Annotated in this window: 22 protein-coding genes; 1 reads left to right on the forward strand and 21 read right to left on the reverse strand. The window is 38.8% G+C overall.

Annotation, left to right across the window (positions count from 1 at the left end; genetic code table 11):
- Positions 1 to 54 precede the first annotated feature (54 nt).
- From M3226_RS09405 to M3226_RS09430, 6 genes are all read right to left on the reverse strand, one after another.
- Positions 55 to 1,254 carry an MFS transporter gene (locus tag M3226_RS09405; protein ID WP_251564688.1) on the reverse strand — a complete coding sequence of 400 codons (1,200 nt, stop codon included), beginning with the start codon at positions 1,252 to 1,254 and terminating at the stop codon, positions 55 to 57.
- A gap of 418 nt (positions 1,255 to 1,672) precedes the next feature.
- On the reverse strand, positions 1,673 to 2,137 hold the full coding sequence (locus M3226_RS09410; protein WP_251564690.1) for a flavin reductase family protein: 465 nt from the start codon (positions 2,135 to 2,137) through the stop codon (positions 1,673 to 1,675).
- Between the two features lie 15 nt (positions 2,138 to 2,152).
- Positions 2,153 to 2,440 (reverse strand): hypothetical protein, encoded by a 288-nt coding sequence (locus M3226_RS09415; RefSeq protein ID WP_251564692.1) that lies wholly within the window; start codon positions 2,438 to 2,440, stop codon positions 2,153 to 2,155.
- 11 nt (positions 2,441 to 2,451) lie between these two features.
- On the reverse strand, positions 2,452 to 3,876 hold the full coding sequence (locus M3226_RS09420; RefSeq protein ID WP_251564694.1) for a radical SAM protein: 1,425 nt from the start codon (positions 3,874 to 3,876) through the stop codon (positions 2,452 to 2,454).
- A complete protein-coding gene (locus M3226_RS09425; RefSeq protein WP_251564696.1) occupies positions 3,869 to 4,612 on the reverse strand; it encodes a prolipoprotein diacylglyceryl transferase in 744 nt (247 codons plus the stop codon). The genes M3226_RS09420 and M3226_RS09425 overlap by 8 nt, the downstream gene beginning before the upstream one ends.
- A gap of 65 nt (positions 4,613 to 4,677) precedes the next feature.
- Positions 4,678 to 5,331, reverse strand: coding sequence for a serine/threonine protein kinase (locus M3226_RS09430; RefSeq protein ID WP_251564698.1), 654 nt, complete (start codon positions 5,329 to 5,331; stop codon positions 4,678 to 4,680).
- Positions 5,332 to 5,504: 173 nt separating this feature from the next.
- Between M3226_RS09430 and M3226_RS09435 the strand changes: the two genes are divergently transcribed.
- Positions 5,505 to 6,056: a GNAT family N-acetyltransferase gene (locus M3226_RS09435; RefSeq protein ID WP_251564699.1), complete on the forward strand. Its 552-nt coding sequence runs from the start codon at positions 5,505 to 5,507 to the stop codon at positions 6,054 to 6,056.
- Between the two features lie 11 nt (positions 6,057 to 6,067).
- On the opposite strand, the gene M3226_RS09440 is transcribed toward M3226_RS09435, so the two are convergent.
- The 15 genes from M3226_RS09440 to M3226_RS09510 form a co-directional block, all read right to left on the reverse strand.
- Positions 6,068 to 6,268 (reverse strand): hypothetical protein, encoded by a 201-nt coding sequence (locus tag M3226_RS09440; protein ID WP_251564701.1) that lies wholly within the window; start codon positions 6,266 to 6,268, stop codon positions 6,068 to 6,070.
- Between the two features lie 149 nt (positions 6,269 to 6,417).
- A complete protein-coding gene (locus M3226_RS09445) occupies positions 6,418 to 6,963 on the reverse strand; it encodes an outer spore coat protein CotE (RefSeq protein WP_251564703.1) in 546 nt (181 codons plus the stop codon).
- A gap of 473 nt (positions 6,964 to 7,436) precedes the next feature.
- Positions 7,437 to 7,892, reverse strand: coding sequence for a RicAFT regulatory complex protein RicA family protein (locus tag M3226_RS09450; protein WP_098528648.1), 456 nt, complete (start codon positions 7,890 to 7,892; stop codon positions 7,437 to 7,439).
- Position 7,893: 1 nt separating this feature from the next.
- On the reverse strand, positions 7,894 to 9,438 hold the full coding sequence (gene miaB / locus M3226_RS09455) for a tRNA (N6-isopentenyl adenosine(37)-C2)-methylthiotransferase MiaB (protein WP_251564705.1): 1,545 nt from the start codon (positions 9,436 to 9,438) through the stop codon (positions 7,894 to 7,896).
- Positions 9,439 to 9,715: 277 nt separating this feature from the next.
- Complete coding sequence (locus M3226_RS09460) at positions 9,716 to 10,582, reverse strand: 2-oxoacid:ferredoxin oxidoreductase subunit beta (protein ID WP_098528650.1); 867 nt, start codon at positions 10,580 to 10,582, stop codon at positions 9,716 to 9,718.
- Entirely contained in the window at positions 10,583 to 12,319 is a 1,737-nt protein-coding gene (locus M3226_RS09465) for a 2-oxoacid:acceptor oxidoreductase subunit alpha (RefSeq protein WP_251564706.1), read from the reverse strand.
- A gap of 456 nt (positions 12,320 to 12,775) precedes the next feature.
- Positions 12,776 to 13,036, reverse strand: a complete 261-nt coding sequence (gene spoVS, locus M3226_RS09470; protein WP_003211281.1) for a stage V sporulation protein SpoVS — start codon at positions 13,034 to 13,036, stop codon at positions 12,776 to 12,778.
- Positions 13,037 to 13,394: 358 nt separating this feature from the next.
- Positions 13,395 to 14,192 carry a TIGR00282 family metallophosphoesterase gene (locus tag M3226_RS09475; protein WP_251564708.1) on the reverse strand — a complete coding sequence of 266 codons (798 nt, stop codon included), beginning with the start codon at positions 14,190 to 14,192 and terminating at the stop codon, positions 13,395 to 13,397.
- 200 nt (positions 14,193 to 14,392) lie between these two features.
- Positions 14,393 to 15,952 (reverse strand): ribonuclease Y, encoded by a 1,560-nt coding sequence (gene rny / locus M3226_RS09480; RefSeq protein WP_098528653.1) that lies wholly within the window; start codon positions 15,950 to 15,952, stop codon positions 14,393 to 14,395.
- A gap of 321 nt (positions 15,953 to 16,273) precedes the next feature.
- The gene (gene recA, locus M3226_RS09485; protein WP_251564710.1) at positions 16,274 to 17,314 is read right to left on the reverse strand and encodes a recombinase RecA; all 1,041 of its coding nucleotides are present in this window, start codon (positions 17,312 to 17,314) and stop codon (positions 16,274 to 16,276) included.
- Between the two features lie 566 nt (positions 17,315 to 17,880).
- On the reverse strand, positions 17,881 to 19,137 hold the full coding sequence (locus M3226_RS09490; protein ID WP_251564713.1) for a competence/damage-inducible protein A: 1,257 nt from the start codon (positions 19,135 to 19,137) through the stop codon (positions 17,881 to 17,883).
- A 35-nt stretch (positions 19,138 to 19,172) separates the two neighbouring features.
- Positions 19,173 to 19,757 carry a CDP-diacylglycerol--glycerol-3-phosphate 3-phosphatidyltransferase gene (gene pgsA / locus M3226_RS09495; protein WP_251564714.1) on the reverse strand — a complete coding sequence of 195 codons (585 nt, stop codon included), beginning with the start codon at positions 19,755 to 19,757 and terminating at the stop codon, positions 19,173 to 19,175.
- 53 nt (positions 19,758 to 19,810) lie between these two features.
- Complete coding sequence (locus M3226_RS09500; protein ID WP_251564716.1) at positions 19,811 to 20,716, reverse strand: helix-turn-helix domain-containing protein; 906 nt, start codon at positions 20,714 to 20,716, stop codon at positions 19,811 to 19,813.
- A gap of 11 nt (positions 20,717 to 20,727) precedes the next feature.
- Positions 20,728 to 21,519 (reverse strand): DUF3388 domain-containing protein, encoded by a 792-nt coding sequence (locus M3226_RS09505; RefSeq protein WP_098528658.1) that lies wholly within the window; start codon positions 21,517 to 21,519, stop codon positions 20,728 to 20,730.
- Positions 21,520 to 21,714: 195 nt separating this feature from the next.
- Positions 21,715 to 21,966: a DUF3243 domain-containing protein gene (locus M3226_RS09510; RefSeq protein ID WP_098528659.1), complete on the reverse strand. Its 252-nt coding sequence runs from the start codon at positions 21,964 to 21,966 to the stop codon at positions 21,715 to 21,717.
- Between the last annotated feature and the right edge of the window lie 80 nt (positions 21,967 to 22,046).

Below are 22,046 nucleotides of genomic sequence, written 5' to 3' on the forward strand. Positions count from 1 at the left end.
AAAAGAAATTATTTCATCATTTTAGCTTTATTCTTACAACTTTGGTTTTTAAGTTTACTGCCCGATTGTAACCTCTAAATCCCGTTTTGGAGCTCTTACTGTCAATGCCCAGATTAACGCCAAAACAATTAAGCCAATCGCACTTACCGCTAATGGGAATCGGCCAATTCCTTGATTAAACAGGTTTTGAACTACTTGGAACCCAAATGGTCCAAGGATTCCACCCAGTCCTTGACCGACAACGACTAAACCAGCACCGGATGTGGCTCCAGTTGGTGTGAGCTCGGTAACCTTTGTAAATACTCCCGGCAAACCAACACCCATTGCAAAACCACCAACTAAACTTCCAGCAAAAATAACTGGTAAGGAAGGAGAGAAATAACAGATTGCCATACCAATCCCTGTCACTAAAACAGCAATCGGCAAGTAATAATTAGGCAACTTATGTTTGATTTTCCCAAAAACTAACCCTGCCAGCAGTGTTCCAAACGTGAAAACTGAAATAGCCAAGCCCGCCTCCGTTGCACTTCCTAATTGATCGGCTTGTATCACAACAGAGATATTAGTCACGTATCCAAATATTAATGCGGAGTATAAAACCTGTCCTAGACATACCCAGTATATTGCTTTTGGTAATTTCACTTTGAGATGGCCTTCATTTCCTGCTAAATCTACCTGCTGTTTCTTTTCAGGCTCAGGCAGATATAGAATGGTTACAGCCAATATCCAAATTGGGAAAAGATAAGTTAAAAATCCATATTGCCAGCCATAAGCATCTGCTAAAATTCCACCAACTAATTGGAAAAAGATTGCTCCAATGCAAGCTATCGTTGAGGTTCCAAATCCAATTAAGAAGTCTCTTTCTCTGCCATCAAAGAAATCAGTAATAACGTCTACTGATAATGGCATGGTAATCCCTACACCTAACCCTAGAACACCCCTCATCAGAATAATTAATGGAAGATTATCAATAAAGGTAGGAAGCGTTCCACCGATGATGAAAAGGCCTAGACCAACAAAAAGAAGTGTTCTTTTCTTAAACGTTTTGGAAAGTTTCCCATAAAAGAGGGCTGGTAATATTTGAATTAATCCTGGAAAGGTAGCGACTAACATGACAATGGTCGGGTCGTAGTCTGGAAATGCTTTAATAATATCTGCCATAATGGATCCTGCTACCCCTGCAGCTACATCTTGAAATGCAAGAATTACAACCAAAAACTTCAGAAAATTTCTACTGATTGTCTTCATTGCCATTGTGGAACCTCCTATAATCAATAATAGTTGAGAAGATGTTACCCAGAGGAGAAGAACTGACCTCGAACACAGAATAGCTTTCTGTCATCTTTGTTGGCCACCAAGAACAACAGACTAAAGGCTTCAGTTAAACCAGACTAAAATTTCAATTTTGCAGATTTTGAATAATAAATGTGTAGATACGGTAAAAAAAGCGCTTTCCTTTACTAACTGTAATTCTACATAGGTCAAATTTACTTGTCAATGTATTCTGAATATTTTTTATTTTAAAATTAAAGGACGTTATATCACAAAAACACAAAAAAATGCGCTGAATTTTTCAGCGCATTTTCCCTTTATACTTTCTAATAAAATTATACTATTAAACTGTCCATCTTCATCTTTTTTTGGGGTACTAACTAAAAAATTAGCAATGAGATTATCCTTCTGCCAGCTTACGGTATTTTCCACTAAAATAAATGAGCGGCTCAAAATCTTCGATGTGAATGTCCGTTACCCTGCCAATGAACAAGGTATGGTCTCCCTCAATATGTGCAGCAGAAACTTCACAAGCAATTTGTGCAACAGCACCGTCTAAGACGGGAACCTCCCCTAAACGTTCAAACTTTACCTCATGATGATTTTTCTGCTGTCCGGCAAAAATCATCGATAAGTCTTGCTGTGAACTACTGAGGATATTAACTGAAAATTTTCCGCTTTGGTTGATTTTTTCAAGCATCTGAGCTCTTTCAGAAATCGAGACAACCACTAGTTTCGGACTCAGTGATACTGACATAAAGGCATTAGCCGTCATGCCATGTACACTGCCTTCCACTTCTGTAGCCACTACTGTTACCCCGGTAGCAAATTTGCCCATCGCATTGCGAAATTGACGATCATCCATCCTTACAACTCCTCCTCATCCACCTAGATTAGTAATCATGATTCCAAAGCAGGCTGAAAATAACAATATATTTAGCGCTAAGCCAATTAATGCCCCCTGCCCCATACGAATCTTTCCATTTGTAAAACAGACAATTGGAATAACAATCAAAGCAATCGCGGCTAGTAATAGATAAGGAAAAAATATACCTGAGAATACTAGTAAGATCAATAATCCAAGCAAATATATTCCAACTGTAATCCCAATCCCCACCCAAAGTTCCTTTAAGGCTCCTTTTGGTTTATTTCCTTGATTTGGATTCAACTAGAGGCCCCCTATCTCTCATTTTCAACAAAGATTTTCCCTTCGAGTTCCACTTGGATCTTTTTTAATTCCAATTCTTTCTCATCCCGATAAAATAAATTATAGGTATCAAACGGAATAATTCTGCCATCAGGGTGTGCAATATGAACACAGGACTTTTTCACAGAACGAACATCAAAGTTGTAGGCGTCTAAAAACTGCATGATTATAACCCGAAACACATTATCATAACCAATCTGTCCAGGCATTGACACCTTTGGGAGACAGCATAATAGATCCTGCAGTGATAATGCCGAAGAATCCGGTGAATGATTAAGGGAGAACAATTTAAAAATCATATTTTTAATATGATCATCCTGTTCAAATACAATCGTATTTCGTTCGCCCTCTAGCAGGATGTTCGGATCTATTAAACCTGTTAATGGAGTAACTGTATCGTTTTGTTTTAACGCATATCCCATCGCCAAACAATCGGGGTGGCATGGGACAGGTATGATGTCTTTTGATCCAAATACATTCGACTGGTCAATAATCATTTGCCGCACTTCACTTAAAGTTAGACGGTTTGTCGATGGGTCGTACTCTTCCAATCTGCCGGCCGCTTGAATGGGCTGAAACGTAACCCCTCTCACACATTTCTGTTTCAAGCCGTATTGAATGATTTTTCCAACCTCGTGGTCGTTCAACCCCTTCTTCAGTGTTACCACAAGCGTAGTCGAAATGTTGTATTCATTCAAATTCTCGATGGCCCTTTGTCTTACGTCTCTCAGGTCCACACCTCTTAATTCTTCAAGTGCTTCTTTTTCAAAACTATCGAATTGAAGATAGATTTCAAATCCAGGCGAATAAGCGGCAAGTCGTTTTACAAACTTTTTATCGGCCGCAATTCGAAGACCATTCGTATTAACCATTATATGCCGGATTGGCCTTGATTTTGCCAAGTCAAGAATGTCAAAAAACTGTGGATGGATAGTAGGCTCCCCGCCGCTGATTTGAACAATATCCGCATGCCTTTCATTTTTAATGATATTATCGAGCATAAATTCAATTTGCTCTAAGCTCCGGAAACTTCCTTTTTGCGGCGAGGATTCTGCATAGCAGATGGGACATTTCAAATTACAGCGTTCCGTTACTTCTAGGAGCGTTAAACAGCTATGCTGCTCATGATCGGGACATAGGCCGCAATCATATGGACAGCCATACTTAATCGGGGTATTCCAGCGATAGGGCATTTCAGATGGTTTTATAAACTCTCGGCACCATTTATAATAGGCAACATCTGTTGAAATTAATACTTTCTCTCTTCCATGTTTCATACAATGTTTCACTAAATATACTTTTTCATTTTCAATGATAACTTTTGCTTCTACTTTTCTTAAACAGGTGGAACAAATACTGTTCGTTAGTTCATAAAATACATAGGGACGGTTAGGCATGGATTTCCCTCCTTTTATCTGATTGTTTTTTTGAGACAAGCCATATGTAATAGAGGATGCCTAGTAAACTAGCAAGTTGGATATTATTAAGTATCCAATACGGGTGTGGAGTTGGTTTTATAAAATCAATCATCAAACGGAAAAACAAATAGCCAAGCATAAATAATTGGAACAACAAACCTTCCCAGCCCAGCTGCTTTCTTTTTAAATAAAATAAAACTACTACAAGTAAAAGTAAGAAGCAGATTTCATAAAGTTGGGTTGGATGCCGTTTCACACCATCCCCAAAATCTACTCCTATTTTCCAGGAAGTGGGAACGCCATAAGTATGATCATCTAAACCTGTTAAAAAGCAGCCAATCCTGCCAATCATCATCCCTACTGCTAACGGCAGGACGAAGTCATCTCCGGTTGAACGAGTCCAGCCAATCAGCTTTTTGGCCGTTTCTACGCCAATCAATCCACCTAATAATCCGCCTACGATGGTCTTTCCTTCTGCCAGGTAAACAAAATTATTCCAGTTTTCCACTGTCTTTACCGGATCTTCAAACCAATAAAGGACCTTTGAACCTATGGCAGCCCCTAATGTAGAACCAACAACTACCCATATGGCCTTATCTAATGGGATTCTTCCCTTATTCCTTGTATAAAGATAAACACGGAACCCGATAAAATAAGCTAACGCTTCAAATAGCAGATGCGGGTGGATCCCAAAAATATAGAAAGGGAAATGCACCAATATCCCTCCTTCCAATAAATGCAGGTCTATTCTATATTATCAGAAAATTCAGCCCAACAGTTTTATTTTTCCAATTTTCTTTTTACTTTCCTGTATATTCGATAGCCTTTACGGATACCGTCTACAACAGGAAAAGGAATCGGGGGATGATATCTAAATAGAAAAGGCCGATAAATTTTGTGATAAGCTTTTTTCAAATCATCCCACTTTCGGCAATAACCCGGTTTATAGAAATCAGATACGTCCACAATATAGCCTCTTCCTTTAAACATGACGACGTTTTTTCCATGTACATCAAAGGGATTTAAACCAACTGATCGGGCATATTCCAAGCCACGGTCGATATCCTCAATTACAACCTTAGGGATTTGAACTCCCTTTATCACTGCGTTAAATAATGTAATGCCTTCGAGTTTTTTTAAAATCAAATAATTTTCTCCATATGCATAGAGCCTGGAAAAGGATTCATGGTTTCCTAGTTTTTTATATACTTCAATTTCCTTTACTAGCTCCTCATGATTACGCCCATACACTTTTACGACCAATTCAGGGTAAGACTCATGTAAAAAAACCCCTGCATAATTGCCACAGCCAATCGTCCTCCAGGAATGGGAGCGGTTCTCTACAATGATTGGATCAAATGGACTTAAGACCGATAAGTTTACGTAGGGCAGTAATTCAGTTTCAATTAATTTTACATACTCATTTATATTCATAAATACACCTTCTAAAAAAATTTGTACACCTGTAAAAAAAGACTCTTAGTCTGAATTCTATCAAATATTTTTCTTAATTCTAGATATTTCTTTTTGACCAATATACAATAAAAGAAATAATTGCTCTGAACTGCTATTCTAAAATGAAATGGTGAAAATAAAGAGGTGTGTCGATGACTTTTCCGAATTTAGAAACCAAAAGATTAAAATTAATTGAACTGACCCATCAACATATGAATGCGGTTTATGAGATACTATCATTAGATGAAGTGACCCGTTTTTATGGAACCAGCAGCTTTACATTACAAGCAGAAGCCACTCGTCTAATTGATATTTATTACAAAAACTATATTGATAAGCGGGGGATTCGCTGGGGGATCAAGTTAAAGGAAAATCAACGAATTATTGGTACCGTTGGTTTAAACATGTTAAATCTTAAAAATAAACGAGCTGAAATCGGGTATGAATTACACCCTTATTTTTGGAGAAAAGGATTTGCTACAGAGGCTTTAAGTGAGGTACTAAAGTTTAGTTTTAAACAGCTGGGTTTACATCGCATGGGTGCAGTTGTTTACCCAGAAAATGAGGCATCGCTAGCATTACTTGATAAATTAGGTTTTACAAACGAAGGGTTACTGCGTGGCTATATGTACCAGGATGAGCAGTTCCATGATACGTTTATGTTGTCTTTATTAAAATTAGAATGGGAAAAAAGCCAGGAATAATCCTTGGCTTTTTATTCTTCAAAGTAATTCTTAACAGCTTTTGGATTTTTTACATCCCCATCTTGATAATAAGGATTATTTTCAATCCCATCCTTCGGGTCAAGATTTGTTTTGATCACGATCATTGGCGTTGGTGTGCTTTCAAGTATGATCCGATCATTTAATTGATCAAAATCAGGCATTTTTTTATTTCCAGGTTGTTGCGGCTCCATATTAGCACCTCCTAGAATCTAGCATGCCCTGAGTTTTTTAGGTATCATTCATTAAAAGCACATTTATTGGCAGTAATTCTAAATATAAAAATACATCATATAATCATAAGAAAAGAAAAAAACTAGGAAGTATTACCTTCCTAGTATCTTTATTCTTCTTCCCCGCCGACTAAGAAATCTGGGTTTAATTCCTCAAACTCTTCGTCATCTACGTCTAATCCCCAATCATCGTCATGGTCTTTGCAGGCTTCATGGCTTACTTTGACACAAATCTTTGTTTCACCAATTATTTCTACAAGGAATTCCCTTTCGACATGGACGATGATGCGGTTACCATTAGGGGAGATGACAGCTTCACAGCAGTTAGGCTGCTGCAGCACTCGAGCACTAATTTCATTGTCATCGAGGCAATCATGGTCACGATACTTTAACTTAATGACATCTGTGTACTGAACACGTTCAGTCACCACTTCTGTTTTGGTATTATCATTAAATGAGTACCAAACGTTGATATCATACGAGCCGTGTATCTCTACCGTTTTGCCAACTTTTTTCGCATTGTATTTATGGTTGATGATCCAACAGCCAAGAATACTTGTTGGATTATGCGCCGGGCTAATCGTATGATTGGACTGGGTGAATTTACGTCCTTTCGCTACTACGGCCTTCGTAATTATCTCTCTATATTCTCCCATTTCGCGCGAACCCTCCTCATTCATTTTCATTTCATCGTATGCTGATATATAGACTAGTGTGATATATATTTTTGTGATTACTGGTTAAAAGTTTAGTCATGCTTCATTTTATGCGGGATTTATAGGTGTGTGCCTTTCATGCCTGTACTTTAACAGGAAGGTGATCGTGTTTATTTTTCGAGGAAAAATAATCGAGGGACAAAAAGAAAACCAGACTTCATTTAGAAGCCTGGTTTTCTTTTTGAGAAATTATAAAAGTTTTTGACTTTGAGAATTGTCTAGCTTCAGCGCCTAGCCCCTCGATGGTCTACAGCCAACAAAAAGCAACCCATCGGCCGGCTCGTCTTATGCTTGGCTACAGAAAGCTATTGCTTTCTGTACGCATTAAGGGCGACTAGTCTCTGGCCCTGCTTTCGCTGGCCAGTCGACAAGTCGCCCTATATCGGGGCTGACCAAGGCGCTTCAAGCTTATCTTAATGCTCGTGATCGCAGTCACCATGATTATCACAGGCTCCGCCGCCATTTTTCAAGCTAGCGCCTGTTTCCCCTAATAATACGTCTCCACCTGTTGAAAGGATGATTTCATCAGTTACCGTATTTGATATTGTGGAAGCAATCAATTGAAGTAGTTCATTGACATCTACTTGAGATTGTTTGAAATCCTGAACCACTGGAATTTCATCTAATTCCTTTTCGATTGAAGCAATTTTGTCTTCGACTTTCTTCAATGCTTCCGATTTACCATAATGTTGTAAGTTCACAGCCTGTTTTTGCAGCCCTTTAATATCAGAAATTAAGGTTTTAACCTTTTGATTATCGTGAATATGAGCTTCTGCTCGTTTAAAAAAATCTACTTCGTCTGTGTCCGCAATCATTCGAGCAAGTTCTGCTGCACGAGCGACGATATCGTCCTTTGTATACTTCGCCACTTTATTTCACCTCAACTGGTTCTAATTCTTCCACCATTTCTCCATTTAATGACCATGTTTTTGCATCTGTAATCTTTACTTTAATAATTTTTCCAATAGCTGATTTTGGTGCGATGACGTTTACAAGCTTGCTTCTAGTCGTATAACCAGCAAGGACGTCCGGATTGTTCTTGCTTTCACCTTCAATCAGTACATCAAGGGTTTGACCCACATGCTTTTTCATTGCTTCTAACGAAAGCTCATTCACCAAATTGTTTAAGCGTTGAAGCCGTTCTTTCTTCACTTCGATTGGAACATTATCCTCCATTTTTGCAGCTGGTGTCCCTTCACGTGGTGAATAAATAAAGGTATACGCTAGTTCATACCCTACTTCTCGGTAAAGAGATAAGGTTTCTTCAAACTGCTCGTCTGTCTCATTAGGATAGCCCACAATGATATCGGTTGTAAGAGCAACATTTGGGATGGCCGCCTTAATTTTTCTAACTAGCTCTAAATATTGTTCTCTTGTATATTTACGAGCCATAATTTTTAAGACATCTGTTGAGCCTGACTGAACTGGCAAATGAATATGATCCATTAAGTTGCCGCCTTTGGCAAGAACCTCAATTAAGCGGTCGTCAAAGTCTCGTGGATGGCTTGTGGTAAAACGAATTCTCGGAATATCGATTTTACGTAATTCATCCATAAGGTCTCCTAAACCATAGTTCAATCCTTCTAAATCTTTTCCATACGCATTAACGTTTTGACCTAGTAAGGTAACTTCCTGGTAGCCTTGTGCTGCTAAATGGCGCACTTCTTGGATAATCTCCTCAGGGCGGCGGCTTCGTTCTTTACCACGTGTATATGGAACGATACAATAGGTACAGAATTTATCACAACCGTACATAATATTAACCCATGCTTTGATTTTTCCACGACGGACCTTAGGAAGGTTTTCGATAACGTCGCCTTCTTTTGACCATACCTCGACTACCATTTCTTTCGACATGTAGGCTTCATGCAAAATATTGGGAAGACGGTGGATATTGTGTGTTCCAAAAATCATATCTACATGGTGATAGGTTTTTAGAATTTTTTTAACAACCGATTCTTCTTGTGACATACAACCGCAAACACCTATAAGTAAATCTGGTTTTTCCATTTTAAGAGCTTTTAAATGACCAAGCTCACCAAAAACCTTGTTCTCGGCATTTTCACGAATCGCACATGTGTTTAGAAGAATGACATTCGCATCCTCTGTACTGTCTGTGGGTTCATAGCCTAATGCTAGGAATATTCCGGCCATTACCTCGGTGTCATGCTCATTCATTTGGCATCCATACGTACGGATGTAAAACTTACGGCCTTTACCCATTCCCCGAAACTCTTCAGGTATTGCAAAGTCATTATGATACTTTACTTCTTCTTTACCACGTTTTTTCGCATCTTTTAATGAAGGCGCCGTAATGACTTGTTCGAAGTATTTGCTGTAATCCTTGGCGGATTTTTTGTCCGAAGAATTATCAGCTGCTACTTGCTGGCCTTCTAATCTTTGTTTTTCATTCATTGTTCATAACCCCTTTCTTTAAAAATAATCTCGAAATGTCTATTAATTTGCCAATTGTTATTTATTACCTGTGCTCAATATAAAAGTCCGCACATTATTATAGTATAAGGGTTTACATGTCTGAAAACAATAGAAATCCCTGTCAACACACATGTTATCCTGGTAAAGAATGCATAAAAAATATTATTGAATAGATTTTTCCGAAATAAGCGATTGTCCCATATTAGAAGTCGTAAAAAACCCGTGGATTAGACATCCACGGGTCAGTTTACATACATTACATAAATTCTGCAACTAGTTTATCAAAATGTGCCTGGTCAAGGTTTAATTCTGCCTTGGTTAATGGTTCTTTAGAGTAACTAGGAATTAATTCTTGGTAAGAAGGACGCTCAGTGTTTTGGTAAATAAGGCCGGTTACTAAGCCGTTATGCTTCATTAATGTCTGCATGGCCTGTTCACGGTTAGAAGGATCATAACCTTCAATTGTGCTTAATTTTGTTAGATTTTCCTTAAACCAATCATATGTGTTCACTTTATTATAAGTTACACATGGGCTGAATACGTTGATTAAGGAGAACCCTTTATGTTTGATTCCAGCCTCAATTAGTGCTGTAAGATCTTTTAGGTCCGTAGAGAAACTTTGTGCCACAAATGTAGCCCCTACAGTTAATGCCATTTCCATTGGAGAAATCGCTTGTTCAATCGAACCCATCGGTGTAGATTTAGTTTTAAACCCTACAGCCGAACGTGGGGATGTTTGACCTTTTGTTAATCCATAGATTTGGTTATCCATAACAATGTAAGTAATATCAACGTTACGACGAATGGCATGAATCGTATGCCCCATCCCAATTGCATAACCGTCTCCATCACCACCGGAAGCAATAACAGTTAAATCTCGGTTAGCCATTTTAACACCTTGGGCAATTGGAAGTGAGCGGCCATGAATTCCATGGAAGCCGTATGAATTAATATAACCAGAGATACGGCCGGAGCAGCCGATCCCTGAAATTACTGCTAAATTTTCTGGTTCTAAACCACAATTTGCTGCTGCCCGCTGCATTGCTGCTTGTACGGAGAAGTCGCCACAACCAGGGCACCAGTTCGGTTTAACATCATTTCTAAATTCTTTAAAAGTGGCCACTTAGAACAACTCCTTACATTTTGAATGAACTTCGTGTGGTAGGAATGGGTTCCCATCATATTTAACATATTTTGTAATTTTCTCAGCATGACCAATATTCATTTTCATAATGTTTGCTAATTGTCCTGTCGCATTGTTTTCTACGACAATAACTTTTTTCGCAGCTTGTACTAATGGAAGAACTTCTTCCGTTGGGAATGGATGAATTAGACGAATTTGGGCATGATTTACTTTCAAGCCGTCTTTCTCTAATCGAACCATTGCTTCCTCTATGGCGCCGCGTGTAGAGTTAAATCCTACAATTAATAAATCTGGATTTTCATGTGGTGCATTTGTATAAACAGGTGTGTTAAAGCGGATCTTTTCCACTTTACGCATACGTTTATCCATTTGCGCAATCCGGTTTGATGCAGATTCTGATGGCTTCCCAGTTTCAGCATGCTCAACTCCAGTAACGTGGTGGATTCCGTTTTTCATACCAGGAATGGTACGAGGTGAAATGCCATCTTCTGTTACTTCGTAGCGCTTGAAATAGCCTTTATTTTCAATCTCTGGAAGCTCTTCTGTTACAAGCTTTCCACGTCTAATTTCTACTTTAGATACATCTAGAGGTTCAACGGTTTGTTTACCTAATGATAATTGAAGGTCAGATAAAACAATGACCGGACATTGATACTCTTCAGCAAGGTTAAAGGCTTCAGCAGTATCATAGAACGCTTCCTGAACTGTACTTGGCGCTAAAACGATTTTTGGAATTTCACCATGTGTTCCGTAAATCATTGCCATTAAGTCCGACTGTTCTTGCTTTGTCGGAAGACCAGTTGAAGGACCTCCACGCTGTGTATCAACAATAACTAGCGGAGTTTCAGTAATACCTGCTAGACCGATTGCTTCCATTTTCAATGATAATCCAGGGCCTGATGAAGCAGTTAAAGCACGGATACCACCATAGCTTGCGCCAATTGTCATTGTACATGCGGCAATTTCATCTTCCGTCTGAATAACGGTTCCGCCTACTGCCGGTAACTTCTTAATTAAATATTCCATGATATCTGAAGCTGGTGTAATTGGATAAGCAGCCATGAAGCGGCATCCGCCTGCTAAAGCTCCTAATGCAATTGCATCATTTCCAATCATATACATACGGTGCTTTCCATCTGCTTTTTCTAATACCATAGTCGGTACAGAAGCATCCATTTTTTCTTTCATATAATCGTAGCCGGCTTTAATTGCATCCATATTCTTAGCTACAACCTTGTCACCTTTTTTACCAAAAATCTCTCGAACTACTACTTCAAAAACTTGAATATCTAAATCTAGAACAGCAGAGGTAGCCCCAATGGCAACCATGTTCTTCATTAAGGAAGTCCCTAGTTCTGTTGCAATTTCAGTGAATGGAACCGCATACAACGAAGCTTCAGTGTCTTCTGGCTTTTTTGGATTAAATTTCGCATCAGCTAAGATTACTCCCTTGCTGTGCAGTTCTTGGTAGTTAACATCAATAGTTTCTTGGTCGAATGCTACAAGGATATCCAGGTCATCAGAAATAGAACGAACTTCTGTTGTGCTAACTCTGATTTTATTATTTGTATGACCGCCTTTAATACGAGATGAAAAGTGACGATAACCATACAAGTAATATCCTAGGCGATTCAATGCGATAGCAAAGATTTCCCCAGTACTTTCAATACCTTCCCCTTGTTGTCCGCCAACTTTCCACGAAAGTTGATTGATCATTCCCTTACACCCCTTTGGATATGTATAAAATAAGTAGTCTAAATCATGTTAATTATAGCACAATTCCAAGTAATCCACTAGAAATTAGTCTATGAAATCGGTTAAAGACTAAATAGTCAGAATTAGAATATGTACTAAACGCTTACAATTCTAGACCTAAGAAGTTAAAATTGCAACCCTTTGGCTCGAAATATTGTCTAAAATATGAATATTTTTTTATTATTAAAAAATGGCTATTACATCACTGGGAAAATTAAGTTAAAATATACATTTAAACGTGGTAATACTAGATTTCTTCAACATAATTATTATTCCTTCTTTTGGTTGTGTTATATAGCAGTATAGTATTTTATTAATTCTTATATACTTTTAAACACAAAAAACCTGCTCGGACTAATTCCGAAAGCAGGTAAGTATGTGATAATCATGCTGTTTTTTTACTGATGGCTATCTCTTTCAGCGCGGCTCTACAATCAGCTTTATCGCTGTGCGTTCTTCCCCATCAATTAAAATATCGGTAAACGCAGGGATACAGATCAAATCAACTCCGCTAGGTGCTACGAATCCTCTTGCAATTGCTACTGCCTTTACGGCTTGATTCAATGCACCCGCACCAATTGCCTGTATTTCTGCTGCACCTCTTTCACGCAGAACTCCGGCAAGCGCACCAGCTACAGAATTAGGATTAGATTTTGCTGAAACTTTTAATATTTCCATTCCTAGCTCCCCCTTAGAAAAATCCCGATCCCGCATGAGCATTTCATGAACAAATCAGGTTATAACATTCCACTGCTACTATATTCATCTGTGAAAAGACATATTCCGGCTTGGACGAAAAAAGTCAAAAGAAAAGCGGAAGTGCACGTTTAGCGGCGTATGGTCTGGAGCCCTTCGACGGAGATAAAGGAAACACGAAGAGCGATAGCGATTCGATGTTGACTTATCGTAGGGAGAAGGGCGAAGACCACTAGCCGCTGTGCACTGAAGCTAGACAACTATAAAAGTTATTTACTGCTTTGGGAGCAAACAAAGTCGATAATCACCCAATTGAAAAAAACTTCCAATGCGGAAGTTTTTAACTATAAAACGGATGGTCATCATTGATTAGGATTGGAACCATCTTTTTAGAAAATCCTGTTTTTCGATCTAATTCTATATAAACGGCACTCAACTGGTTCCTTCCGGACGTCGGCACTTCAAATCGAACTGGCAGACTCGTTAGAAATCTTTTTAACACGGCATCCCGTTCTACACCAAGGATACCATCGTAAGGGCCTGTCATGCCCACATCTGTTAAATAGCCGGTACCGCCTGGCAAAACCCTGTTGTCAGCCGTTTGAACATGTGTATGGGTACCAACAACAGCTGATACTCTTCCATCTAAGTACCAACCCATAGCCTGCTTTTCACTTGTAACTTCCGCATGAAAGTCCACAAAGATAAACGGTGTCCTTTCCATGGCAATATGGACTAATTCATCTGCTTTTTTAAATGGACAATCTAATGGCGCCATAAAGGTTCGACCCTGTAGATTTATGACGGCGATTTCGAATTCATTTATTTTGAAAAATGCAAGCCCTTTTCCAGGTGTTCCTTCTGGAAAATTCGCAGGTCTTACCATATTTTTGGCCGAATCGATAAATTCAAATATTTCTCGATTATCCCACGCATGATTACCCAGCGTGATTGCCTGGGCACCATGACCCAAAAACTCACGATAGATTTTTTCTGTTATACCCTTACCGCCTGCGGCATTTTCACCATTAATGATTGTAAAATGGGGTCGATATTTTTCCTTTAACTTTGGCAGATATTCTTTCACCATGTTTCGACCCGGAGAGCCGACCACGTCACCGATAAATAGTAGGTTCATTTTATTCCCTTTCGTTTTAAGAAAATGTTTTGTTTAAATTGTATCACATGTGGTTTACCTTTAATCAAAGTAAAGCGGAAGCGCCTTGTCGAAGGGGCTAATGACACTTAACCCCTAGACAGCTGGAGCTGGAGAATTCTCAAATCCTTTATACGTTCTTATCTTCATGCAAAAAATAAAGCAGTGCAATGTGCACCGCTTTATTTTGCATATTCAACAGCCCGTGTTTCACGGATTACTGTCACTTTAATATGTCCAGGATAATCAAGTTCCTCTTCGATACGTTTACGAATATCACGTGCTAATCGATGGGCGGCAAGATCATCTACTGCATCTGGTCTTACAATAATACGGACTTCTCTACCAGCTTGAATTGCAAAGGACTTTTCAACACCTTCATAAGACTCTGAAATCTCCTCAAGCTTTTCAAGACGGCGAATATAGTTTTCGAGTGTTTCACTTCGAGCTCCTGGTCTAGCCGCGGATAAAGCATCTGCAGCAGCAACAAGGACGGCAATAATCGATGTAGGTTCAGTATCACCATGATGGGATGCGATACTATTGATTACCACTGGGTGTTCCTTGTATTTGGTTGCAAGTTCAACCCCAATTTCCACATGGCTTCCTTCTACTTCATGATCAATTGCCTTACCGATGTCATGAAGCAATCCTGCACGACGGGCCAGTGTTTCATCCTGACCAAGTTCAGCAGCCAATAAACCAGAAAGCTGAGCCACTTCCATTGAATGCTTAAGGACATTTTGACCGTAGCTGGTACGGAATTTCAAACGGCCAAGGATTTTGATAAGATCCGGATGTAAGCCATGTACACCCACTTCAAAGGTTGTTTGTTCCCCAACTTCACGGATATATTCATCCACTTCCCGACGGGACTTTTCAACCATTTCCTCAATTCGGGCTGGATGGATTCGTCCGTCTTGAACTAGCTTTTCTAAAGCTAGGCGTGCTGTTTCTCTCCGAATAGGATCAAAACCTGATAGAATGACAGCTTCCGGAGTATCATCAATAATCAAATCAATTCCCGTTAAGGTTTCAAGTGTACGAATGTTTCGTCCTTCACGGCCAATAATCCGGCCTTTCATTTCGTCATTTGGAAGGTTGACGACAGAGACAGTCGTTTCGGCCACATGGTCAGCAGCGCAACGCTGGATTGCTAAGGAAAGGATTTCCTTTGCCTTCTTGTCGGCTTCCTCTTTCGCTCGGTTTTCACTTTCTTTAATCATTATGGCAGTATCATGGGTAAGTTCTTGTTCCATTCTGTCGACAATGATTGCTTTTGCTTCCTCGCGAGTTAAGCTCGAAATACGTTCGAGTTCAGTTTGTTGTTTGCGTACCAACTCGTCCACTTTGCTTTCCATCTCTTCAATATGCTGTTGTCTTTGGTTTAGAGAATCATCCTTCTTTTCTAAAAGATTTTCACGCTTGTTTAACGTTTCCTCTTTTCGATCTAAATTCTCTTCTCTTTGCAGTAAACGGTTTTCTTGTTTTTGCATTTCATTTCTTCGTTCACGAACCTCACGTTCAGCTTCAGTTCGAAGCTTGTGAATTTCATCCTTTGCTTCTAGCAAAGCTTCTTTTTTCAATGAATCAGCATCACGTTTCGCATCTTCAAGTATCTGCTCTGCAGCATTCTTTGCACCTGCTACTTTTGCATCAGCAATGGATTTATGAACAAAATAGCCAACAACGGCACCGACGATAAGGCCAAGCAAAATGGAGATGATAGTAATTAAATCCAATCGTTACACCCCCTCTTGCTATGAACTTTTGTTCTTTTTTAAGTGTCGGCATGTACATTGTTTAGACTCAACATACAGCAAGCACCAAGGCTTTTCACAATGTAATATTTCCAAAAATGTAAAATATACATGTTAATTGTAAAGCTGTGAATATTTATTGTCAAGGCTTTGTCCAATTAGCTTTTTCAAATATTTAGAATTTCCTAATATATAATCAATAGTTCACTATGTCCAAAATGTATATTTATTAAAAAATACGAATAATTATGCTTTTTTTATAAAAAAAGCAAAACCCAGTCACAGGCTTTGCTCTATTATGAACTAATCTAATAAATTAATCTGCTCATCATCATCTGTTTCCGATACTACTTTATCACCATCTAAGCCGTAATGTTCACGGATTTTTTTGTTGATATCTTCACGGATTTCAGGATTTTCTTTTAAGAATAATTTCGCATTTTCACGGCCTTGGCCTACTCTTTCATTGTTATAGGAGTACCATGAACCGCTTTTTTGAACGATATCTAATTCAGAACCTAGATCGATGATTTCGCCTTCTTTAGAGATACCTTCTCCATACATTATGTCGACTTCAGCTGTACGGAATGGCGGTGCCACTTTGTTTTTTACGACTTTAATTTTAGTTCTGTTACCAACCATTTCATTTCCTTGCTTTAATGTTTCTGCACGGCGTACTTCAAGACGAATAGTGGAATAGAACTTTAAGGCACGACCACCAGGGGTTGTCTCAGGGTTTCCGAACATAATTCCCACTTTTTCACGAATCTGGTTAATGAAGACTGCGATTGTTTTTGATTTATTGATAGCACCTGATAGTTTACGAAGGGCTTGTGACATTAAGCGAGCTTGTAGACCTACGTGTGCGTCGCCCATTTCGCCTTCGATCTCTGCTTTAGGAACTAAGGCAGCAACGGAGTCAATTACAATAATGTCAACGGCACCGCTTCGAACTAGAGCTTCAGCAATTTCAAGTGCTTGTTCACCTGTATCTGGCTGTGATAATAGTAATTCATCAATGTTAACACCAAGTTTTTGTGCATATGTTGGGTCAAGCGCGTGTTCAGCATCGATAAACGCTGCTTGTCCGCCTTTTGCTTGTACTTCTGCAATAGCATGAAGGGCAACCGTTGTTTTACCCGAACTTTCTGGTCCGTAAATTTCTATAATACGGCCTCTAGGGTATCCACCCACACCAAGTGCTGTATCAAGTGCTAAGGAGCCGCTCGGAACAGTTGATATTCTTGTTTCAGTTTTTTCTCCCATCTTCATAATGGAGCCTTTACCAAATTGCTTTTCTATTTGTTTTAACGCCATTTCTAAGGCGGCCTTACGGTCACTCACAAATAGTTCCTCCCTTTTTCTATATAAAGAATTTGAATTATTACGTATTAGTCTATGAATATAATTCCTATAACTACTATACCTTCTTTTAATCTATTTGTCGAGTAAAAAAGCGAACGTTTATTCGACCTATTAATTAACAATTTATCCTAAGAAAACAGCCCTATTACCTCTTTATTTGTGTTTTTACTGCTTAATGCTAGCTGATAATCACTTTTTCCTCTTTTGTATGAAAAATCAAACTTCCACGGTAAATAGTATAATGGACAAAATTCTTCTGGACTCTGGTAATTGTCTAGTAATTGGACTTTATAGAAAAATATTCTCTTGTGCCTTAGCCTAAACTGTCCAATAGAGTAGCGTCCTATTGGACAGTTGTTATGCGATTCTAGTAAATAGTCCAGCAAAAATAGTGAAGAAGGACTAATGAGTGTTTTCAATAAAGCCTTTTGAGGACAAAAAGGATGAAGGAAGGGCTGGACGTGTCTAAACCTGTAAAAAGTTATCCACAAGTAGTAATCTATAATTACCTGTAATTTCCTAGAGCACTAAAAAACCACAGAATGCTATATTGCATTCTGTGATTCTTTTAAATTCTGTAATATAAAATAACAGCCGTATTTGACCGCACGATTACGAATGGCTTCCCTCGTTCCCCCAAGAGTAAGCTTCTCAACGACCGTCGGCCTTCCCTTAATAGCAATCCCAATATAAACTGTGCCGACTGGTTTCCCTTCAAGCTCATCCGGACCGGCTACACCAGTGAAACTCACACCTATATCGGCTGCTAACAACCGGGACGTATTCTCCGCAAGCTCAAACGCACATTGTTCACTCACGGCACCATCATTATCAAGTGTTTCTTGTTCAACTTGCAAAATTTTATGCTTCACTTCATTCGAATAACAAACCACGCCACCTTTAAACACAGAACTAACGCCAGCAATCGAGGTTAATTCCTTCTGGAACAAGCCCCCAGTTAAACTTTCAGCAGCAGTAATCGTTAAGTTTCTTTCTTTCAATACTCCGGTTAGCTCTGCTAATAGAGAAGTATCATTATAACCATAAATATACTGACCCACACGTTGACGGATCACTTTTTCCACTTCATCCAGCATTGACTCCGCAACATTCTCATCCACGTGTTTTGCCGTCAGGCGCAGTGTTACTTCACCATCACCGGCAAGCGGGGCAATCGTAGGGTTACTTTGTGCATCAATAATATCCATAATTTCTGTTTCCAATGCCGCTTCGCCTATTCCAAAAAAACGCAGCACCCTAGAAACAATTTTTTCATTCACCGTATCCTTAGAGGCTAGGACCGTACAGCCATATTGACGAAACATTGGTTCCATTTCCTTTGGAGGACCAGGTAAAAGCATATAGGTGTTACCGTTCGTTTCCAACACCATTCCAGGAGCCATCCCATAATTATTTGGAAGGATGTGAGAGCCTTCTAACACTAATGCCTGCTTACGGTTATTTTCCGTCATCAAACGTTTTGTACGAGTGAAATAAAGCTCGATCGACTCTAATGCATCTTGGTCCAACACAAGATTTTTACCGAGATGTCGGGCAATCGTTTCCTTTGTTAAATCATCCTTGGTTGGTCCCAATCCGCCTGTAAAAATAATGATATTTGCCCGCCTTTCGGCCGTTTTAATGGCAGAAAGCAGCCTGTCAGGATTGTCCCCTACAACTGTATGAAAATAAACGTTAATTCCAAGCTCAGCTAATTGCTGTGAAATAAATCGCGCGTTGGTGTTAACAATTTGACCGAGCAATAACTCCGAACCTACTGCAATAATCTCAGCATTCTTCAAACCTATCCCTCCATTATAGTATACTTTCGGCTGTACTACTTTGAATTTTTTAACACGTGACTATTCTTAGCGAAATAATCCCAGCCAGACCAAATAGTAAATATCATAGCTACCCATAATGACAAAATATCGAAACGAAACGAAATCATTTCAAAAATAAAATTATGTAATAATAGTGAAGAAATGGCGATAATTTGCGTCCATGTCTTAATTTTGCCAAGCATATTCGCAGCCACTACTTCACCTTCACCTGCAAGAAGTAAGCGAAGTCCGGTAACAGCGAATTCTCTGCTGATAATAATGATAACAATCCAAGACGGTGCATAGATATCATTAAGTTCAACAAGGACAATTAAAGCCGCTGACACGAGTAACTTATCAGCCAGTGGATCAAGGAATTTCCCCATGTTGGTCACTAAGTTATATTTACGGGCATAATGACCATCAACCCAGTCCGTAGTTGAAGCTAGGATAAAAATAAGTGCACCAACAAAATGGGTAACAGGCATATCTGCCCCAAGAAGATGCATGTTACCCCAATCAAAGGGTACAAGCATAATTAGTAAGAATAATGGGATTAAAAGAATCCTTGATACCGTTATTCTATTAGGAATATTCATAATATTTTTCTCCTTATCATTAAAAAAAGTGAAAAATAGCCATCAGCAGATGACTATTGATTCTTCAGAACATGTTGAATCTTGATGTTCTGAACATTGGCTGTTGCTGGAATGGCATATTCAAGCTTTTGATCGTTAATATAAATATCTGTATCTGCAGCATTACCGACCGTAATCACAGCTATATTTTCTGCGGATAAATCTTGTGTTTGGCTCTCCGTTGCCCCTTTTCTGAGAGTTCCTTGGAAAAAGGTTTTCTGTTTTCCATTTTTAATGCTTACCCATGTTTGTCCTTTTGAAACTAACTTCACGACAAATTTATCAGTATTCTTCAATTCATAGGTTGTGGTACGCCCCTGTGATTGAACAGCAGTTAACTCCTGCTTTGGTGTATCAGCAGGCGGGGGTGTTTCGGTTTTGGGTTTTGCTGCTTCTTTCTCTTTTTGGGTCTCGTCTTCTTTTACTACTTGATTAGCTTTAACTTTCTCAAGTTCGGTTGATTTTTCAATTTTAACCTGCTCACGATCATTACTGACCGTTTCATTATTATTATTACCGGCATGGTTGGCAATAAAGTAATATAAAACACTAGCAATGCCAACGACAAATACACCTATTAAAACTTTTGGCAAAACATCAAATACTTTAGAATCTCCCTTTGAGATCGCTTTGTGCGTTTTCACTCGAGATAAATGATGCAATTCATCATTATGGGAGGCTGGAATTTCGTTTTTATAGGTTTCAAAAATTTCATCAGGATTTAGATTTAGTGCTTCTGCATATTGCTTAATAAAGGCCCTTACATAAAAATTCCCGGGCATACTTTCATAGTTACCTTCTTCAATCCCAACTAGATATCGCTTTTGAATTTTGGTTATGGTTTGAAGATCGTCTAAGCTTAAATTTTTAGCTAATCGGGCTTCCTTTAATCGATTCCCTAGTTCCGTCAACTGTAACACCTTCCAATTTATTAAAAATCAAAATCCCCAAAATCTGAACCGGAGAACATATTATGCTGGTCAACGACATCGTAGGTTATTTCTTCATCGGCATCGTTGCGAAGTTCAATAATATAATCAAAATCGTCTAGAGTGTATTCTGAATTTTGCACAAAGATATCAGGATGCTCTATCACCTTAACTGAAGGCAAGCGCATAATTTCGCGAACAAGCTGCCAATGACGTTCGTTTGCACGTCTAGTAGAGACAATTCCATCAAGGATAAACAAATTGTTGGCATTATATTCATCCTCAATCAACTGATTACGAATTGTTTGTTTTAACAATGTGGATGAAACAAACAACCACCGCTTATTTGCACAAACACTTGCGGCAACGAGTGATTCTGTTTTACCAACTCGAGGCATCCCGCGAATACCGATTAGTTTATGGCCCTCCTGCTTAAATAATTCTGCCATAAAATCAACTAATAATCCAAGCTCATTTCTCACAAACCGGAATGTTTTTTTGTCATCAGCATCCCTTTGAATATAGCGGCCGTGTCTAACTGCTAGTCTGTCACGCAGTTTTGGCTCCCTTAATTTTATTAGTTTTATTGTGTCCATTGTATTTAAAATTGACTCAAGCCGTTTTATTTGATCATCATCTTTTGCTAAGATTAACAATCCACGCCTGCCTTCATCCACACCATTAATGGTAACAATATTAATAGCCAGCATCCCTAATAAAGAGGAAATGTCACCCAAAAGACCCGGGCGGTTCTTCTGAATCTCATATTCTAAGTACCATTCTTTTTTCATAATAAAAAACCCCCCAAAAAGAAGTTTCGACATTTTTTTACACCGTCACATCTAAACCTTATAATAAATGATTTTGATAGAAGATGAAAGGAAAAACAATGAATATGATTGATTAATTAAAAAATCCTATAATTAGTAGAGCAAGAAGGTTTACAAAAAGCGAAAAGAGAGGAGACCTTTAGTCCCTCTCTCTAAGCATTAGCCGTTATTTGAAATCAGTTTTACCATCATATTGGCAATGGCCTGCTGTTCTTGTTTGTCAGCAACGGACCAAAGATCGGCAAGAATTCTTTCTTGTTCATTTTTTGGTTCAACTTGATTGGCTAAATAGTCACCAATTTGAAAAGCAAGGTTACTAATAGCACCTTCACTCATGCCTTCATTTTGTGCATGATGAAGACGGTCCGCTAAGAAGTCTTCCCATTGTTTCCAGTTTTCTAAAACAGACATCGTATTCCCTCCTTTAGAATGGTACAAGGTTATTTTGCGATGAAGCATCAAGAACTATTCATCCCCTAACCATGAAATTT

The sequence above is a fragment of the Neobacillus cucumis genome (assembly GCF_023715505.1).

What these genes read in the sequence shown, in the direction of transcription:
- M3226_RS09475 (WP_251564708.1), bottom strand. Translation starts at nt 14,192, where the DNA reads ATGAACCTACTATTTATCGGTGACGTGGTCGGCTCTCCGGGTCGAAAC.
- M3226_RS09410 (WP_251564690.1), bottom strand. Translation starts at nt 2,137, where the DNA reads ATGGATGATCGTCAATTTCGCAATGCGATGGGCAAATTTGCTACCGGG.
- miaB (WP_251564705.1), bottom strand. Translation starts at nt 9,438, where the DNA reads ATGAATGAAAAACAAAGATTAGAAGGCCAGCAAGTAGCAGCTGATAAT.
- M3226_RS09510 (WP_098528659.1), bottom strand. Translation starts at nt 21,966, where the DNA reads ATGTCTGTTTTAGAAAACTGGAAACAATGGGAAGACTTCTTAGCGGAC.
- M3226_RS09440 (WP_251564701.1), bottom strand. Translation starts at nt 6,268, where the DNA reads ATGGAGCCGCAACAACCTGGAAATAAAAAAATGCCTGATTTTGATCAA.
- M3226_RS09445 (WP_251564703.1), bottom strand. Translation starts at nt 6,963, where the DNA reads ATGGGAGAATATAGAGAGATAATTACGAAGGCCGTAGTAGCGAAAGGA.
- M3226_RS09430 (WP_251564698.1), bottom strand. Translation starts at nt 5,331, where the DNA reads ATGAATATAAATGAGTATGTAAAATTAATTGAAACTGAATTACTGCCC.
- pgsA (WP_251564714.1), bottom strand. Translation starts at nt 19,757, where the DNA reads ATGAATATTCCTAATAGAATAACGGTATCAAGGATTCTTTTAATCCCA.
- M3226_RS09420 (WP_251564694.1), bottom strand. Translation starts at nt 3,876, where the DNA reads ATGCCTAACCGTCCCTATGTATTTTATGAACTAACGAACAGTATTTGT.
- M3226_RS09465 (WP_251564706.1), bottom strand. Translation starts at nt 12,319, where the DNA reads ATGATCAATCAACTTTCGTGGAAAGTTGGCGGACAACAAGGGGAAGGT.
- M3226_RS09435 (WP_251564699.1), top strand. Translation starts at nt 5,505, where the DNA reads ATGACTTTTCCGAATTTAGAAACCAAAAGATTAAAATTAATTGAACTG.
- spoVS (WP_003211281.1), bottom strand. Translation starts at nt 13,036, where the DNA reads ATGGAAATATTAAAAGTTTCAGCAAAATCTAATCCTAATTCTGTAGCT.
- M3226_RS09405 (WP_251564688.1), bottom strand. Translation starts at nt 1,254, where the DNA reads ATGGCAATGAAGACAATCAGTAGAAATTTTCTGAAGTTTTTGGTTGTA.